Genomic DNA, 16244 nt, shown 5'->3' with positions numbered 1-16244 from the left:
AAAAATACAAAACCCACTATTTAGTGGGTTTGTTGATATGCAGCTGAATCGACTTGTAGATTTCATAAAATACATAAATTGCCAGGGCAAACACCACAAGCATTCCCCCGCCCATAATGATATAAGTCGGATCTAGACTGTCTGCGAAAGCATAGCAAGGTATGAATATAGAGATGAGGGTTAAAAGTACAGCCGGTATAAAATCACGTTTCATCCTGAAGCACCCGTTATTTATTGTTTAATTTTGAGTCATAAGAACTTGCCTTACCGTTCTATCTTAGACCGATTTAAAGATAAAGAAAGTGATCAAAATTAAAACAAATTGGGGTGCATGCTAAACCCTGAATCTATAGGCTATAGCGCAGATAACGGGTCAGGCTGGGTCACAAATTGCGCAGTTTCAGGAGCATCTTCCACAAACTCATGACTACCATATTCGTTATTGCTCAAGTTTAAATGCTTATAACTAAGCAGATAAAAATCACTATATTTTTTAATGACCAAGGGATGCATCCCAGCGGCTAAAGCTTCCTGTTCCCTGAACAGTTTCATCACTTGCCGGTCATTCATGGCCACGATAAAACGTTCGTCATTCATTGAAATGTGTACCAATCCACTGCCCTTGGCAAAGATCGGCATCAGAAATTTATGATTCAGGGCGATGGCACTGGCCGCATAGCTTTCAATCTTCTGGCTAATCACATTAAATACCAGACCATGACCAAAACAGTCCAGTAACTGACTGCGATTTTCCTGCGGCAAATTGACCTGTATGCCCAATTTCAGTAAATCTTGCTGACTGACCTGTTTATTGCGCAGCAATTCCCTGAGTAAATTATTCTTTAACTTGGCATCAAAAAACTGGCTGTCCAGCTGCAAATCATTATTCACCAAAATCGAACCCAAGGCATTGCGGTGTCGGGGCAACAGGTTTTCAATGACTTTACGATAGTAAAACTTGCTGTTCTTTTTCACCTGACGGATTTTGCGATAAAAATAGCTAGCATCAAACTCATGCAATAAAAAGTCATGCAGCAGTTCTGAATTGGCCAGTACCGCAATGGCATCGTGTCCGGTAAAAGGCAGGTTCAGGGTCTGAATTTTTGGCAGCACCTGTTCAAGTTTTAAATAATGCGCACGGTCTTCTGGACAGTAAGGGTCATAGACCACAATATATTCACGTTCCGCTGCAACATCCTGAGGCTGAATGCGCATATAGGCATTCTGTTCAGGATGAAAGAACATGTTATAGCGCGGGTCTTCGACTTCTTCAGGATTGATGGAATACTGCGGCACCAGCGCCACTACGCGCTTTAAATCCAGAAGATTGGAATACTTGATAACCGCATACCCGCCCATGGAACCACCATAGCCAATCCGGGTTTTAAACGGTGCAATCAGTTCCTGAATTTGGGCAAACATCTCGCACATCGAACTTTCAGGAAACCAGGATTTCTGCTTCGGCATAATGCCAATCACGTTAAAGTTATACTTATGCAGTGATTTTTCCGCATTAATCGACAGTCCTTTGGCGCGGGTAATTAAATCGCCAAAAGAAAAAATCAGTTCATCCGATGAGCCTTTCAGAAAGATTGCACGAATTTGTTCGTCTTCAAAAATAATGTGTTTATCCATTTCCACACCGAAGCAAATCGGCCCTTTATCAGAATCAATGCTACAAATAGACACCTTGCCTATTTACGAAAAGCGAATATGTTATTTTATAGATGCCATGAAGATTAAAAAGCGCAAAATATGACACAATCACTTCATCCTGCTGCTCAAAAAGGCTTCAGTTCTGCCGCTGAACTTTATCAACAAGTTCGTCCGAGTTATCCACAAGACATCGTCAATTGGCTACGTGATCAGCTCCAACTGGGTGAACAGTCGCAGGTGGTTGATCTGGGTGCAGGTACTGGCAAATTCTTACCTTACTTAAAACAGCTGACCTCACACATCATTGCCATTGAGCCAATTCAGGCCATGCTGACACAATTGCAACTCGCCTATCCCGACATTAAAACGCTACAGGCGTCGAGTGAATCTCTGCCTTTAACCGCCCATAGTATAGATGCTGTGGTCTGTGCACAATCCTTTCACTGGTTTGCCAATCTTGAATCGTTAACACAAATTCATCGAGTGCTCAAACCGGCCGGACATCTGGCACTGATCTGGAATCAGCGCGATGTTGAGGTCGACTGGGTCAAAGCACTGGCAGACCGTATTGAGCCATTGGAAGGCAATACGCCACGTTATCATAGCGGTCAATGGAAAAAGGTCTTTGAACAGCAAGCCTTGTTTCAATTACAAAATACCGAAACGTTTCAGCAGCAACATGTCGGCACTGTGGAACAGGTGGTGTCTAAACGCCTGCTCTCTACCAGTTTTATTGCCGCCATGTCAGCACATGAACAGCAGCAGTTAAAAGCTGAATTTGAACAGATCGTTTTAGAGTATACAGGCAAGCATCCTCAAGATGAAATCGCATTCCCCTATGTGACCTATGCCTATAACTTTAAAACACTCGATCAGAAATAAAGGAACCATCATGATGCAACGTCAATTCAAACATTTTGCTCTTCCTGTTTTACTGTGCTCAAGTGTACTGATGACGGCCTGTAATGACCGTGACGGTACTCCATCTCCAAATGATAAAGTTCAATCTGAAGATAAAGTGATGCAGGAGCTGATTACTGAACCGGTGAAAGCCTTTGAAAAAACCCCGGATGATCCGCATGATATCGCCATGCTGACTGACTTTGACACGCGTTTTACCCAAATGAGCGATGAAATGGAAGATGAACTGGTGAAAATGCAGGAGAACGGTTCGCTAACAGAGGAATTTGCCTACAACCGTAAACGTGACAATATCCAGTCTGCCCTGAACATGCTCAAACAACTGAATTTAAAAACGCAACAGGGACGCTATATTCAGGGGCTGATGGCGGAATACTGGCAAGCTCAAGCCAAGCTTTATGATGAGCACAAAGATAAAAAAGCAGAACCCATTAAAAATTCAGCAGATCAAGCCAAAGGCCTGGGTGAATTTTTACATGCTCAGGAACAGCTGGAACACTGGCAATCACAATATCCAGACATGAACCAAGCCGAAACAAAAAAAGCTGAAGTAGCCAAATCTGGGACAACTGAATCTGGCTATTAAAATTTTGTGTGTAAAAAAGGGATACTGTAATCCCTTGATCTTTTAATCACTAGTTTCAGTATGACTAAGGTCGTTCTTCATATTGTGGCAGACCATCACAGATGGTATCCCACTCGGCCTTGGAGGCCACAAAAATATGTTGCGTCGGCTTTTGCTGCAACGGTGTATCCAGCGTGCCTATTCTCAGGCGATACAGATCGGGCGTATCAGTTTTAATGCTGATAATCGGCGAGCCACAATCGCTACAGAAACAGCGCTGTGTGGTTTCGGTGGACTGAAATTTTTTCAGTAAATGTTCACCTTGCACAATGTGAAAATCGGCTTTTTGAATTGGAGCGTTGGTGGCAAAGGCCGTCCCATTGGCCTTACGGCAACGTTGGCAATGACATTGCACGATGTCGCCAATTTCGCCCCGAATTTCATAGCGCAAACCGCCACACAAACAACTTCCTGTATATCGCTTTTGTTCTGACATAACTGCTGCATTTTTTATAAGGATTGAATCTGCAACTTAGCAGGTTTTAAATCACAGTTCAAAACTGGCCGCATGATGCACTGTTATTTTTGTGCAGCCAGATAGGCATGCACACCCTCGCCTGCAGCACGACCTGTCGCAAAACAGGCAGTCAGCAAATAGCCTCCAGTCGGTGCATCCCAATCCAGCATTTCGCCGCAACAAAACACATGCGGATTGGACTTCAATTGCAACTGTTCCGATAGAACATCGCGTTTTACGCCACCCGCACAGCTGATCGCTTCTTCGATCGGACGGAATCCCACTAAAACAACAGGCAAATGCTTGATCTGCTGGGCTAAAGCCAGCGGATCGTTCCATACGTCTTTTTTAACCAGTTCACGTACCAGATTGGCTTTGGCTGCATCCAGTCCTGCCTTACGCCAGACATTGCTCAACGACTGCTTTTTACTTGGCTGTAATTTTGTCGCCAATTGCTCAATACCTTGATCGGGAAGCAAATCCAGATACAGTTGCATGACCTGACCATTTTTCACTTGCTGACGCAGTGCACGCCCTTGCTTATAGATCAACCCGCTTTCCAGACCATAATGGGTAATCACAATATCGCCCATACTTTTAGTTTGACCCTCTACCCAGGCTTCTACACGTTTTAAAGGCTGGCCAAAGACCGGCTGCATAAACTTGGACCAGATACGTTCTACCCCGGCATTACTGGCCTGAAAGGCTTCAATATCGCCCTGAGACAGCCATTGCTGCCATGCGCCGTCACTACCCAGTTGCGACCAGGATACCGCGCCACAAGCCATAATGATGGCATCAAAAACCTGCTGGCTGTCTTGCTGGGTGGTTAAATCCCGGATACACAATTGCTGACCGTTTAAATTCAAGACCTGATGGCGATAGTGAAATATCACACCCTGTTCAGCAAGACGTTTCAACCAGACACGCAGTAAAGGGGCCGCCTTCATTTCTACCGGGAACACCCGTCCTGATGAGCCGATATAGGATTCAATCCCCAAACCCTTCATCCATTGCTGAATCCAGTTCGCATCCCATTTTTTTACCCAAGAGGCGAGCCATTCTGCCTGATCGTAGCGCTGGATAAATTGCTCGATTGGCTCGGCATGGGAAATATTCAGCCCGGTTTTACCCGCCATCAAAAACTTGCGTGCGGCAGACGGCTTTTGTTCATAGACATGAATTTGATAACCATATTGGCTTAACAGTTCCGCGGCCATTAAACCGGCGGGGCCCGCTCCAATAATTGCAACACGCTTTTTCATAACCAACTCATTCAGCGTTTTTAATATCAGCTTCTGCTGCTCCCGCTTGAACCGAATTTTGCCCTTGTAAAGGCATAAACTCATCAAAACGTGTCGGGTAGCTTTCAGGTTTGCTGATGATCAGTTGCTGGCACAACTCACCACGCTGCAGATACTTAATTTCAAAATGGGTACGCGCCGATGTAGCTGGAATCACTTCTTTGACAAAAGGCAATTTCCAGACTTCAATCAACTGCTGCTGTGCTTCTGCAATATATTCAGGAATATTACTGGCCAATGTGACGGTACCACCCGGCTGTAAGCGTGACAGCAGAAACTCAAAAAATGGCATGTTTAACCAGCGTTGCGCCGGATTATGCGGTTCGGGATTCGGATAGAGAATAAAAAACTGCTGTACTTGAGCAGGCAATAAGGCATGCACAATCCACGGCATGGCATCGGCATGAATCGCCTGTAAATTCTTTTGTCCTTCCAGAGCATGCTGTTTTTGCATGGCCAGGTATTTTTCACGTGTGCGCTCAATGGCGATCAATTTTTTTTCAGGATTTTGAGCTGAAAACAGTAAGGCATGTTTACCTTTACCGGCACCAATTTCCACACAAACGGGATCTGGGCGAATCATTTGAAAATCACGAGGCGCATGCATACGCTGTGCTTGAAATTGACGAATTGGCATAATCAGATCAAACTAACAAAAATCCGCTCAAGTCTAGCAAGAGCGACTGTATTTGCCTAATTGAATCCTTATTTTTCTTCGGAGAATAACATGCCGCGTACTTTTCCGTGTCCCCGCTGTGGCAAACCATCCACTTGGGAAGGCAATGAATTTCGTCCTTTTTGTTCAGAACGTTGCAAAATGATTGATCTGGGAGCCTGGGCCAGTGATGAATATAAACTGCCGACTCAGGATGCACCGCAAGCAGATAACAGTGGCGAACAAGATGAATTTTAATCGTCTTGCGTGATCCGCAGGAAAACTCGTCTAAAGGTGGATAAAATGGATTGATCCACCTTAGTCAAATGGATTGGAAAGCATATTTTTATATTCTAAAACCAAAAGAATAATACAAAAAATCAGAAGGATACCAATCGCCGTGATCAGCAAATCTTGACTATAAATCCCCAAACCCAAACATGCCAACATGAGAATAGTAAATATAAACAGGGCTATTTTTATCAATAGTCGCTTCACAATTCATCCCTCAAAATAATAAGCTATAAATTACGTGATACAAGTCAGCCTTTTATAGAGAAATGTTCATGTGCCTATAAATTTGTTTCTTATTTTCTTCATTACGTAATTCAAATTTACCCACAAAAACGACTTAAAAACAGTTTTTTACAACTGTTAAATTTCTCTCATTTACCGATAAAAAGAATAACCCGTACTCACTTTTTAAACTATAATCCTTCTACAAGAATAGCAATAAAATTTTTCTTAATTGAACACTTAAAACTAAACTTAAAAACAGTACAGTTGGGCTATAACAGCCTCATAACGATAAAAACGAACACCAATAAATTTTAAAAGCTATAAAAAGGAGAGCCCCATGGGTCTTTGGTGCTTAAAAATTCTATTTTTTCTGTTTGTCAGCTTCAGTATTGTGGGGCTGATTTTCGGCTTGTATATCCACGATGGCATTATTATTGCGATTGGCATTTTATTCATGCTTGCAGCCATTATTATTGCCTTGGAATTAAAACAGCTGCGCAGTGGACCCTTTCATCGAGATTAATGAAATGAATTCATCAATCTCTTACAGGAAAAATTAACCTGCTTTACCTGCTACAAAAGGATTATGCTGTTTTTCAAAACCAATGGTACTTAAGGGACCATGACCGGAAATAAATTGGGTTTCATCCGGCAAACTAAAACATTCACGTTGAATCGAATCAAGCAGCTGCTGGTGGTTGCCACGCGGGAAATCGGTACGTCCAATGGACCCTTTAAACAATACGTCTCCTGTCCATAGCAGGCCATAGTTTTTGTTATAGAACATCACATGACCCGGCGTATGACCTGGAGCAAAACGAACTTCAAACTCTTCCTCTCCCAGCATTAACACTTCTCCGCCTTCAAGCCATTGAGTCACATCTACCTTTTCAGGAACAGGAAAACCATAACGTTGCGATACTTCCTGAATCATGTCGAGCCAAAAGACATCTTCCTTGTGCGGACCAATCACCGGTACATTCCAAGCCTTGCTTAAAGCCCCGACTGCACCAGCATGATCCAGATGCCCATGCGTCAACCATAAGGCCTTTACCTTTAGCCCCAAAGCTTCCACCTCGGCTTTTAATTTTTCCGCTTCACCACCAGCATCAATCAAAATGGCTTCTTTGCTTTCTGCATCCCAAACAATTGAACAGTTTTGCTGAAATGCGGTGACCGGCACAATTTTGACTTGCAGCATAAGAATGAAACCTCGGAAAAATTAGTGAGCGAATGTATGCTTTAATCCATCAAGATTAGCCTGAAGCAGTGTGCTGAGCAAGGCGATATGATCTGGACGACAATTTAATGCCGGAATATAAGCATATTCTCCACCACCTGCCGACTGGAACATTTCAGCATTTTGCAGCGCTAATTCTTCCAGGGTTTCCAGACAATCTGCGGAGAAAGCAGGACTCATCACCTGAACCGATTTCACCCCTTGCTTGCCCCATTCTTCCAGCAAGGCATCAGTATAGGGTTTTACCCACTCCTGTTTTCCAAAACGCGACTGGAAACTGATGGCCCATTGCTCCTCGGATAAGCCTAATGCATCTGCCAATAATTGTGCCGTGATACGGCAACGATCGGCATAAGGATCGCCTTTATCTGCATAAGGCTGAGGGATGCCGTGGAATGACATCAATAGTTTTTCTGACTGGCCATGTACGGCCTGATAGTCCCGGACACTTTGTGCCAGTGCCTGAATAAATGCGGGATGCTGATAATAATCACGAATGATGGACAGACCTGGCAAATTGCGCTGCGTCAAAATCCATTTTGCGAGGGCATCATATAAAGGTGCTGTTGAGGTGGCCGAATACTGCGGAAATAAAGGCAATAAAATAATGTGATCTGGAATATCCTGTGACAAGCGATTCAAGGCAGAATCAATGCCTGGATTGCCATAGGTCATGGCTGGAATGACATTGAGTTCAAATTCAGGATATTGTTCGGTTAATGTTTTTTTTACCTCAATGACTTGGTCCAACAAAATTTCACGCATGGGAGAATCGTTCTGCCACACCATTTCATAAGCATGGGCCACACGCTTGGGACGAAAAGGTAAAATAAACAGCCGTAAAATGATTTGCCAGATTGGCTTGGGGATTTCAATGACACGCTGATCAGACAGAAACTGCTTCAAAAAACGACGAACTGCAGGGGCCGTGGGTTGATCCGGCGTACCCAAATTGGCCAAAATAATCGTGACTTTTGTTTTAGCTGCAGAAGACATCAGACCTTTTTCCAATATAAATGAACTGCTTTACTTTAACAGCTTTCTGCACTTTCTTTATATGGATTAAAATGCAGATTTAAATTGAAAAACACGATCATTATCAAGCAAATTACTTTCAACTAGCTTTTGTCCCTTGAGGGTCAATTGCCAGAGCATCCGTTGACGGTCATCACGGCCTGACGGGACAATCCAGTCATTTTGACGCATTTGCAGTTTAATACTATGTAAGGCACGAATATTAATTTGTGCACGGGCAACGGCATGGGCACGTGGCATTTCCACCCGGGCATCGGCCAGACCCGTATCATTCAAGTAATCATTGATACATTTGGAAAAATATTCTTCTGGTGTTGGATTGACAAACATGCTGCCCAAAATAGACAGGAGCTGAGCCCAAGTGAGCTTCTTCTCAATTTTCAGTTCCTTAAAATTACCATCTTGATAGGCATGCATACGATATTCAAAAGAAAATACTTCTTGCATGGACACTTTAGGCAAAGACAGGAACGGGTCGACTTCCCGTTTTCCGACTTCGGTTTCAAGCTGCTCAATTTTAGCTTTCAGTTGATCAATTTCATCATGTAAAGCCTGGGTGTTTTGCGGTCTAACCCATCCCGATACCGGATAACGCTCCAGCATTTGTGGCATGTTCAAACGCACAGCCATTTCCAGATCACGCAGGCTACGGTAAGTAAAAATCTGATCCACTTCTTGCTGTAATAATTTGCGGAATTCTAAAAATTTTTCGCGCAATTCAGGTTTTTGGTCATGCAAGGACTCATCACGTGAGGCAGGATCTTCATGCATAAACACAATAATCGGTTTCTGTTTTGTGACTGCATAAATATATTCCAGATGCATATAACCTACACCTGACACAGACTGTTCACCATATTGACTGCCCAACAGCAGGATCACATAGTCACAATCATCAATCTGACGCCGTGCAAACGCGGTGCTTAAAGGTGTCCGTTGTTCTAAGCCCCAGGAAAAGAACCCCATGCCTACTAAAGTTTGAGCTAAAACAATTCGTTCCGGCTGCATTTCACTGCCAGAAGTGGTAATAAAAACCTGATAACGCTTATCGAGCATTGGTTATCCTCTTCCAATTGCTTATTACATCCTGACAGACTCATCTCTGAGCAATCACAATATAATTCAACACCCCAATATAAATATTTTTCTAATATATTTCAGAACACTAGCTGTATTTCTTTACTTATTCAACACCCATATTGCTCAAATTCCAGGTTAAATCTTCTGGAATGAGGAACTGCAACACGGTTTTTAAATGTTCTGCATTATTGCCACTCACATAGCACTCAATACGTAAGCCATTATTTCGATCTTGCTCAAATAACAATTGATTTTTAATCAAAATACGGGCGGTTTGCCGCGCAACTGCCAGCCCTGAGTCAATTAATGTCAGTTTCTGACCAAATATAGACTGAATTGCAGGTTTTAGGAAGGGATAATGTGTACAACCCAAAACTAAATAGTCGGCCCCCTGATCGACCACCGGTTGCAAAATTTCTTTTAAGGTGGTTAAACATGCCTGGCTCATCTGTGCACCACTTTCCACAAAAGGCACCAAATCCAGACAGGTGACAGGAATAACCTTCACATTAGCAGGAATTGCGAAACGCTGGATGACGTCTTTAATCAGCTGACCACGAAAGGTTGCAGGCGTGGCAAGCACCGCCACGGTTTTGGATTTAGTTTGCAAAACGGCCGGTTTCAGTGCTGGTACCAGACCGATAATTGGAAAATTTTCTCCATAATGATCACGTAAATAATCCAGACTGAATGCAGAAGCAGTATTGCAGGCTACCACCGCGACTTTACATCCTTTCCGATACAGCCATTCAATCGCATGCGCCGTAAGCTCACGAATTTCCTGATCTTTTCGCGGCCCATACGGCACATGTGCAGTATCGGCATAATAAACAATACGTTCTTTGGGTAAATGTCTGGCAATTTCTTGTGCTACAGACAAGCCACCTATTCCAGAATCAAAAATCCCGATGGGTGCATCAGCTTGTGCCTTGGGCATTGGATCGATTAAAGGATAAACAGGATGAATGGCTGTCATGGTTTCACTTTCAGCAGTTCAAGAAATCGGAAAATCAAAGCTTAAACCTCAGGTGCCTAATTGCAAGTAAAAATCGCCACTTTGTAAGCTTAAAATGGTTTCATTTTTGTCATTTTCAAGTAGCTCTCCCATTTCAATTAAATGAAAAAAAACCGAGCGTTGAATTAAGGCGTTAATCCCGAAACGCACGTGTACATAAGGACGTAATTCACTTTCATATTCACGCATAAAAACTGCATGCTCCTGATCGACAATCACTATATCCTGGGTGGTCGTAGTGAATTGAATATAAGTCTTTCCATCAATCTCGATCTGGTCGACCTGATTGACAAATAAAGGCTCATCTTCCACCTCAATCTCAACCTGCTCAACCGGGGTTTTTAAGTAGAATTTGTCCTGTTCTTTCCAGAGCACGGTTGAGAACAGGTCAATCAGGGCTTGTCGTTTGATCAATTGACCTTCGTGCCACCATTCTCCATTGGCTTTTACCTTTAAATCCATTGCCCCACAATGCTTTGGGTTGAATTGATCCAGAGGTGGGATTGACCTTTTGTGACCGGCCTGTGCATCTTTTAAGTATTGTGCAATGCCTTTTAAATTTTTATCATCGCCAATAGCTACTTTTTTCGTCGGATTTGGTGAATTATTTTGATTAATCATGACTAAAGACCCTGCTGACGGAAAAATAATATGATTCAGCCAATTGGCTAGATCAAGGTTTAAAACTATACTAGCCCACAATATAAAAGGCACGATACTAAAATTGTGTCTGGGCATACAGAACACTCATGGCAGCACCGGAATAATGACGGTCGCCACCTTCTAATGATATGAGGAATCCTACATGGAACACATCGAACGTGAATCGATGGAGTTTGACGTCGTCATCGTAGGTGCAGGACCGGCCGGTCTTTCTGCAGCGATCAAGATCCGTCAACTTGCAATTGAAAACAACCTGAACGATCTGTCGGTTTGTGTGGTGGAAAAAGGCTCTGAAGTCGGTGCGCACATCTTGTCCGGTGCGGTACTGGAACCACGTGCCATGAATGAGCTGTTCCCGAACTGGAAGGAAGAAGGTGCACCTTTAAATGTTCCAGTGACCGAAGACAAGACCTATTTCCTGCTCTCGGATGAAAAATCACAAGAAGCGCCACACTGGATGGTGCCTAAAACCATGCATAACGATGGCAACTATGTCATCTCGCTCGGCAACGTAGTGCGCTGGTTGGGTCAAAAAGCGGAAGAGCTGGAAGTGTCAATCTTCCCAGGTTTTGCCGCTGCTGAAATTCTGTACCATGCAGATGGTTCGGTGAAAGGCATTCAAACCGGTGACATGGGCATTGGCAAAGATGGCGAACCGACCCATAACTTTACTCCGGGCTATGAACTGCATGCCAAATACACCCTGTTTGCTGAAGGCTGCCGTGGCCACTTGGGTAAACGCCTGATTGCGAAATATAACCTCGATCAAAATTCAGATCCACAACATTACGGTATCGGGATCAAAGAGCTGTGGGAAATCGACCCAGCAAAACACAAGCCTGGTCTGGTGATGCACGGTGCCGGCTGGCCATTGTCTGAAACCGGTTCTTCAGGCGGCTGGTGGTTGTATCATGCGGAAAACAATCAGGTGACTTTGGGCATGATTGTCGATCTGTCCTATACCAACCCGCATATGTATCCGTTTATGGAAATGCAGCGCTGGAAAACCCATCCTTTAATCAAGCAGTACCTGGAAGGTGGCAAACGTATTTCTTATGGTGCGCGTGCGGTGACCAAAGGCGGCTTTAACTCGCTACCGAAATTTACCTTCCCGGGCGGATCGCTGATTGGTGACGATGCCGGCTTCCTGAACTTTGCCAAAATCAAGGGCTCACATACCGCGATGAAATCCGGCATGCTGTGTGGTGAAGCGGTATTTGAAGCAATTGCTGCCGGTGTAGCAAAAGGCGGTGACTTGGCGGTTGCGCGTGTGACTGAAGGTGAAGATTTATTTGCCAAAGAACTGACTGCTTATACCGACAAGTTCAACAACAGCTGGCTGAAAGAAGAGCTGTATAACTCGCGGAACTTTGGCCCAGCGATGCACAAGTTTGGCCAGTGGATCGGTGGTGCGTTTAACTTTATCGACCAGAACGTATTTAAAGTACCGTTTACCCTGCACGACCTGGTGACAGACTTCAGTGCCTTGAAAACCGTGGATGCAGTGAACTTTAAACCGAACTATCCAAAACCGGATGGCAAGCTGACCTTTGACCGTTTGTCTTCGGTGTTTGTATCCAACACCGTGCATGAAGAAAACCAGCCTGCTCACCTAAAACTGACCGATGCTTCAATTCCAGTGAATGTGAACCTGCCAAAATGGGATGAACCGGCGCAGCGCTACTGCCCTGCGGGTGTATACGAAATCATGGAAAATGATGACGGTTCTAAACGCTTCCAGATCAATGCAGCCAACTGTGTACACTGCAAGACCTGCGACATCAAGGATCCTTCACAGAACATCACTTGGGTAACACCAGAAGGTGGCGGTGGTCCTAATTACCCGAATATGTAATCCTCATATAAGATAAAAATAAACCCGCTAAAAAGCGGGTTTATTTTTGAGAGATTAAAACAACTTAAAATTTAAGTCGTAAGTGATGAATCAATCTTTCAATCACACATCTCTAATCACGTGTTTTAAATAAAAAATCATTAACCCTTCTGTACCAGATAATGAAACTCTTTATTGCCATTTTCATCTAAACGTTCTTCTTGTAATAACAGCTCATGCCCCAAATGCATACAGAATTTTGGAATATCCCAAGAAGTTGAATTATCCGTTGCGAATACTTCCACCACATCACCAGACTTGGATTTACGAATGGCCTGATGCAGCATCATCACCGGTTCCGGGCAACGTAGTCCACGGGTATTTAATTGAATGCTTGGCGTAACAGAGGGTTCAGACATCAGAAAACTCAGGTTTAAAAGCTGCGGTTATTTTAGCATAAACATACAGGTCCGGTGATATACAGTAAAATGAAGGAGATAGCCTGGTTTTCTGACTCAATTGCCTGTGATTTAGATGAAGATTAGCGATAGACAACTGTATTTTCTACGGTATGATTAAAATTACATTTTTTAGATATTAAGCGTCTTTAGGAAAGATCATGCACGAGGAATCAGGCCCGTCGTGGGGCATGCGCGGCTTACGCAAATGGCTGGGTACAGCACCCGAAACTCGCGACGAACTGTTAAAATTAGTACAAGATTCACGTCGTTTTTTAGAACCCGATACTGTTGCCATGCTTGAAGGCGTACTTGACCTTCCGGCAACAAAAATTCGCGAGGTCATGACCCCACGAACCGCCATGATCAGCTTGCAAGAAGATGATCAGCTGCTCGATATTCTGCATGTTCTGGTGGAATCTGCCCATTCACGTTTTCCTGTTTTTTCATCTGATCAACCGGATAATGTGGTCGGCATTTTATTGGCCAAAGACTTGCTGCCTTTTTTGACCGAACCCACATCTAAAGTAGATATCCGCGCACTCATGCGCCAACCGCTGTTTGTACCGGAAAGTGCGCGTTCCGATCAGGTTATGCGGATGTTGAAAAACACCCAGACCCATATTGCAGTGGTGATTGATGAATATGGCACCACTTCAGGTCTGGTCACTTTAGAAGACATTCTGGAAGAAATTGTCGGTGAAATTGAAGATGAACACGACAAGGTCGATGAAGAAGCCCAGTACATTATTCCCGATAACGATCCACACACGGCGAATACCTGGCTAGTTCAGGCACTTACACCAATTGAACACTTTAACAATGTTTTAGATGCTGATTTTTCCGATGATGAAGTAGAAACTGTCGGCGGTTTATTGCTTCAAGAAATGGGTCTAGTCAGCGATTTACAAGGTCAAGTAATTGAACTTGAGAATTGGGAATTTACCATTTTAGAAGCAGATGCACGTACTATTCATCTGATTCGAGCTGTCCGTAAATGAGAACTTACTTTGATAAGCTGTTAAATTCATCTCAACAACACAAGCAGCTCCCTTTTATTTATCCCTTTTTCATTTCGCTTTTTTCAGGTGCCTTATTCAGTTTTGCACTGGCACCTTATTATTACTGGTGGCTGGCCATATTGTCTCCAGCTTTGCTCTATGCTTCACTGCGTAAACGCTCTGCTCCACAGGCTTTTTTCATTGGCTGGGCTTATGGCTTTGGCTTGTGGTTTGTCGGTGCCTTCTGGCTGTATACCTCCATCCATGTCTATGGCGATACCAGTGCTTTCTTAAGCATACTGATGATTGCCTTTATGGCCTTGGTGATGGGACTATTTACCGCGCTGCAAACCTGGATCTATCGCCGCTTCTTCCCGGAAACACCCCTGACTTTTGCACCGCTGTGGGTATTCTTTGAATGGGCCAAAACCTGGGTATTTACCGGTTTCCCATGGCTATTTGTCGGTTATGCTTTTACCGAACGTTTCCTCGATAACTATGCGCCTTTATTCGGGATTTTCGGTGTTTCGTTTTTGGTGATTATACTGGCCTGTGCACTGGTGGAAATCCTGAATAAGCGTATATTCTGGGTCGTGCCTTCGGCGATCTTACTGCTGGGTGCATGGGGTGCTTCTTATCTTCAATTTGTTGAAAAAAAAGATGAGAAACCGCTTTCGGTTTCCCTGATTCAGGGCAATATTCCGCAAGACTTGAAATGGCTGACCGAATACCAGGTCAAAACCTTGATGATCTACGCCAGTTTAAGCCGGACTGAATGGGGACGGGATCTGATCGTCTGGCCGGAATCATCCATTCCAATGTTCCAGACTGATATTGAACCGTTTTTAGATGCCATGAAAGTTCAGGCCAATAAAACTGGGACAGCCTGGGTGACGGGTATCCCCTACTGGGATTTAAAAGAATCACAAGTTGAACAACGTCCGATGTACTACAACAGCATTATGGCAAGTGGTGATGAGTCGCATGGTCTGTATAAAAAACAGCGTCTGGTTCCATTTGGCGAATATGTACCTTTATCTGGCTGGCTCAGCTGGGTACTGCCTGCATTACAAAATGATCCGTCTATGAGCGGTTTTTCTCGCGGAGCACGCGACCAGAAACCGTTAAATGTGAAAAATCATGCGCTGGGTGCGGCCATTTGCTATGAAGTGGCTTATCCTAATCTGACCCGTCGCAATGCCAGTCAAAGCGATTATTTGGTCACTGTTTCTAATGATGCCTGGTTTACCGGTACAGCGGGGCCTTGGCAACATTTGCAGATGGTACAGATGCGGGCCAAGGAAAATGGACGCTGGTTTATTCGTGCCACCAATACCGGGGTGACGGCATTTATTGATCATCACGGGCATATCGTGAAACAGGCACCGACCGATCACACTGCGATTCTTCGTGGTGAACTGCCTGCGATGCAAGGAGAAACCTTGTATATGCGCTTAAGTGATTGGCCAGTATTGATTGTGTCATTATTGCTATTACTACTGGGTTGGCGCTTCCGTCCACGTAAGGTAGATGTTTCATTTAAATCACGGCGTTAATATTCGCTCTCAAAAGTCCCCCTTTGAAAAAGGGAGGAGTTAGAGGAATTGATCTGGATGCTATGGAAAAGGATTCAAGCCAAATAACTTTAAATAACCTCTCCCTGACCCTCTCCTAAAAGGCATAGGTATCTACACATCTTTAGGTACCTAATGCAATTGTTGCGATTTCATTCAGTTCATCTATTGAATATTCCGAGAGCAGTTGAAGAGTGTTCAGTAAAA

Annotated in this window: 17 protein-coding genes; 7 read left to right on the top strand and 10 right to left on the bottom strand. The window is 43.9% G+C overall.

Annotated elements, in window-relative coordinates:
* Positions 1-354: 354 nt before the first annotated feature.
* Positions 355-1635 (bottom strand): hypothetical protein, encoded by a 1281-nt coding sequence (locus ACE01T_RS10925; protein WP_395519260.1) that lies wholly within the window; start codon positions 1633-1635, stop codon positions 355-357.
* Between the two features lie 120 nt (positions 1636-1755).
* Here ACE01T_RS10925 and ACE01T_RS10920 point away from each other — a divergent pair, with 120 nt between their 5' ends.
* Positions 1756-2538 carry a class I SAM-dependent methyltransferase gene (locus tag ACE01T_RS10920; protein WP_180043069.1) on the top strand — a complete coding sequence of 261 codons (783 nt, stop codon included), beginning with the start codon at positions 1756-1758 and terminating at the stop codon, positions 2536-2538.
* A 10-nt stretch (positions 2539-2548) separates the two neighbouring features.
* The gene (locus ACE01T_RS10915) at positions 2549-3163 is read left to right on the top strand and encodes a hypothetical protein (RefSeq protein ID WP_086195261.1); all 615 of its coding nucleotides are present in this window, start codon (positions 2549-2551) and stop codon (positions 3161-3163) included.
* 64 nt (positions 3164-3227) lie between these two features.
* Here the strand turns inward: ACE01T_RS10915 and ACE01T_RS10910 are convergent, their stop codons facing one another.
* The 3 genes from ACE01T_RS10910 to ACE01T_RS10900 form a co-directional block, all read right to left on the bottom strand.
* A complete protein-coding gene (locus ACE01T_RS10910; RefSeq protein WP_086195260.1) occupies positions 3228-3638 on the bottom strand; it encodes a GFA family protein in 411 nt (136 codons plus the stop codon).
* An 83-nt stretch (positions 3639-3721) separates the two neighbouring features.
* Positions 3722-4924: a TIGR03862 family flavoprotein gene (locus ACE01T_RS10905; protein WP_086195259.1), complete on the bottom strand. Its 1203-nt coding sequence runs from the start codon at positions 4922-4924 to the stop codon at positions 3722-3724.
* Between the two features lie 7 nt (positions 4925-4931).
* Entirely contained in the window at positions 4932-5606 is a 675-nt protein-coding gene (locus ACE01T_RS10900) for a class I SAM-dependent methyltransferase (RefSeq protein WP_171263157.1), read from the bottom strand.
* Positions 5607-5690: 84 nt separating this feature from the next.
* Here ACE01T_RS10900 and ACE01T_RS10895 point away from each other — a divergent pair, with 84 nt between their 5' ends.
* Together ACE01T_RS10895 and ACE01T_RS10890 are read left to right on the top strand one after the other, a co-directional pair.
* Positions 5691-5876: a DNA gyrase inhibitor YacG gene (locus ACE01T_RS10895; RefSeq protein ID WP_086195257.1), complete on the top strand. Its 186-nt coding sequence runs from the start codon at positions 5691-5693 to the stop codon at positions 5874-5876.
* Between the two features lie 598 nt (positions 5877-6474).
* Complete coding sequence (locus tag ACE01T_RS10890; RefSeq protein ID WP_086195256.1) at positions 6475-6660, top strand: hypothetical protein; 186 nt, start codon at positions 6475-6477, stop codon at positions 6658-6660.
* 33 nt (positions 6661-6693) lie between these two features.
* Here ACE01T_RS10890 and ACE01T_RS10885 read toward each other — a convergent pair whose 3' ends face one another.
* The 5 genes from ACE01T_RS10885 to ACE01T_RS10865 all read right to left on the bottom strand — a co-directional run bounded on the left by ACE01T_RS10885 (position 6694) and on the right by ACE01T_RS10865 (position 11128).
* Positions 6694-7338, bottom strand: coding sequence for an MBL fold metallo-hydrolase (locus ACE01T_RS10885; RefSeq protein ID WP_086195255.1), 645 nt, complete (start codon positions 7336-7338; stop codon positions 6694-6696).
* Between the two features lie 21 nt (positions 7339-7359).
* The gene (gene hemH, locus ACE01T_RS10880; RefSeq protein ID WP_395519259.1) at positions 7360-8373 is read right to left on the bottom strand and encodes a ferrochelatase; all 1014 of its coding nucleotides are present in this window, start codon (positions 8371-8373) and stop codon (positions 7360-7362) included.
* A 66-nt stretch (positions 8374-8439) separates the two neighbouring features.
* A complete protein-coding gene (locus ACE01T_RS10875) occupies positions 8440-9468 on the bottom strand; it encodes a DUF4062 domain-containing protein (protein ID WP_395519258.1) in 1029 nt (342 codons plus the stop codon).
* 127 nt (positions 9469-9595) lie between these two features.
* Positions 9596-10468, bottom strand: coding sequence for a glutamate racemase (gene murI, locus ACE01T_RS10870; RefSeq protein WP_166169473.1), 873 nt, complete (start codon positions 10466-10468; stop codon positions 9596-9598).
* Positions 10469-10516: 48 nt separating this feature from the next.
* Positions 10517-11128 (bottom strand): DUF1285 domain-containing protein, encoded by a 612-nt coding sequence (locus tag ACE01T_RS10865; RefSeq protein WP_395519257.1) that lies wholly within the window; start codon positions 11126-11128, stop codon positions 10517-10519.
* Positions 11129-11312: 184 nt separating this feature from the next.
* Here ACE01T_RS10865 and ACE01T_RS10860 point away from each other — a divergent pair, with 184 nt between their 5' ends.
* On the top strand, positions 11313-13025 hold the full coding sequence (locus ACE01T_RS10860; RefSeq protein ID WP_395519256.1) for an electron transfer flavoprotein-ubiquinone oxidoreductase: 1713 nt from the start codon (positions 11313-11315) through the stop codon (positions 13023-13025).
* 140 nt (positions 13026-13165) lie between these two features.
* On the opposite strand, the gene tusA is transcribed toward ACE01T_RS10860, so the two are convergent.
* The gene (gene tusA / locus ACE01T_RS10855) at positions 13166-13423 is read right to left on the bottom strand and encodes a sulfurtransferase TusA (RefSeq protein WP_086195249.1); all 258 of its coding nucleotides are present in this window, start codon (positions 13421-13423) and stop codon (positions 13166-13168) included.
* A gap of 200 nt (positions 13424-13623) precedes the next feature.
* On the opposite strand from tusA, the gene ACE01T_RS10850 reads away from it, so the two are divergent.
* Both ACE01T_RS10850 and lnt read left to right on the top strand, forming a co-directional pair.
* Complete coding sequence (locus ACE01T_RS10850) at positions 13624-14463, top strand: CorC family transporter (protein ID WP_086195248.1); 840 nt, start codon at positions 13624-13626, stop codon at positions 14461-14463.
* Positions 14460-16019, top strand: a complete 1560-nt coding sequence (lnt, locus tag ACE01T_RS10845; RefSeq protein ID WP_180080134.1) for an apolipoprotein N-acyltransferase — start codon at positions 14460-14462, stop codon at positions 16017-16019. Before ACE01T_RS10850 ends, lnt begins: the two co-directional genes overlap by 4 nt.
* The last annotated feature ends 225 nt before the right edge of the window (positions 16020-16244 follow it).

Source organism: Acinetobacter uliginosus (assembly GCF_044130295.1).
Lineage (GTDB): Bacteria > Pseudomonadota > Gammaproteobacteria > Pseudomonadales > Moraxellaceae > Acinetobacter.
This window is presented reverse-complemented; position numbering and strand designations above follow the sequence as displayed.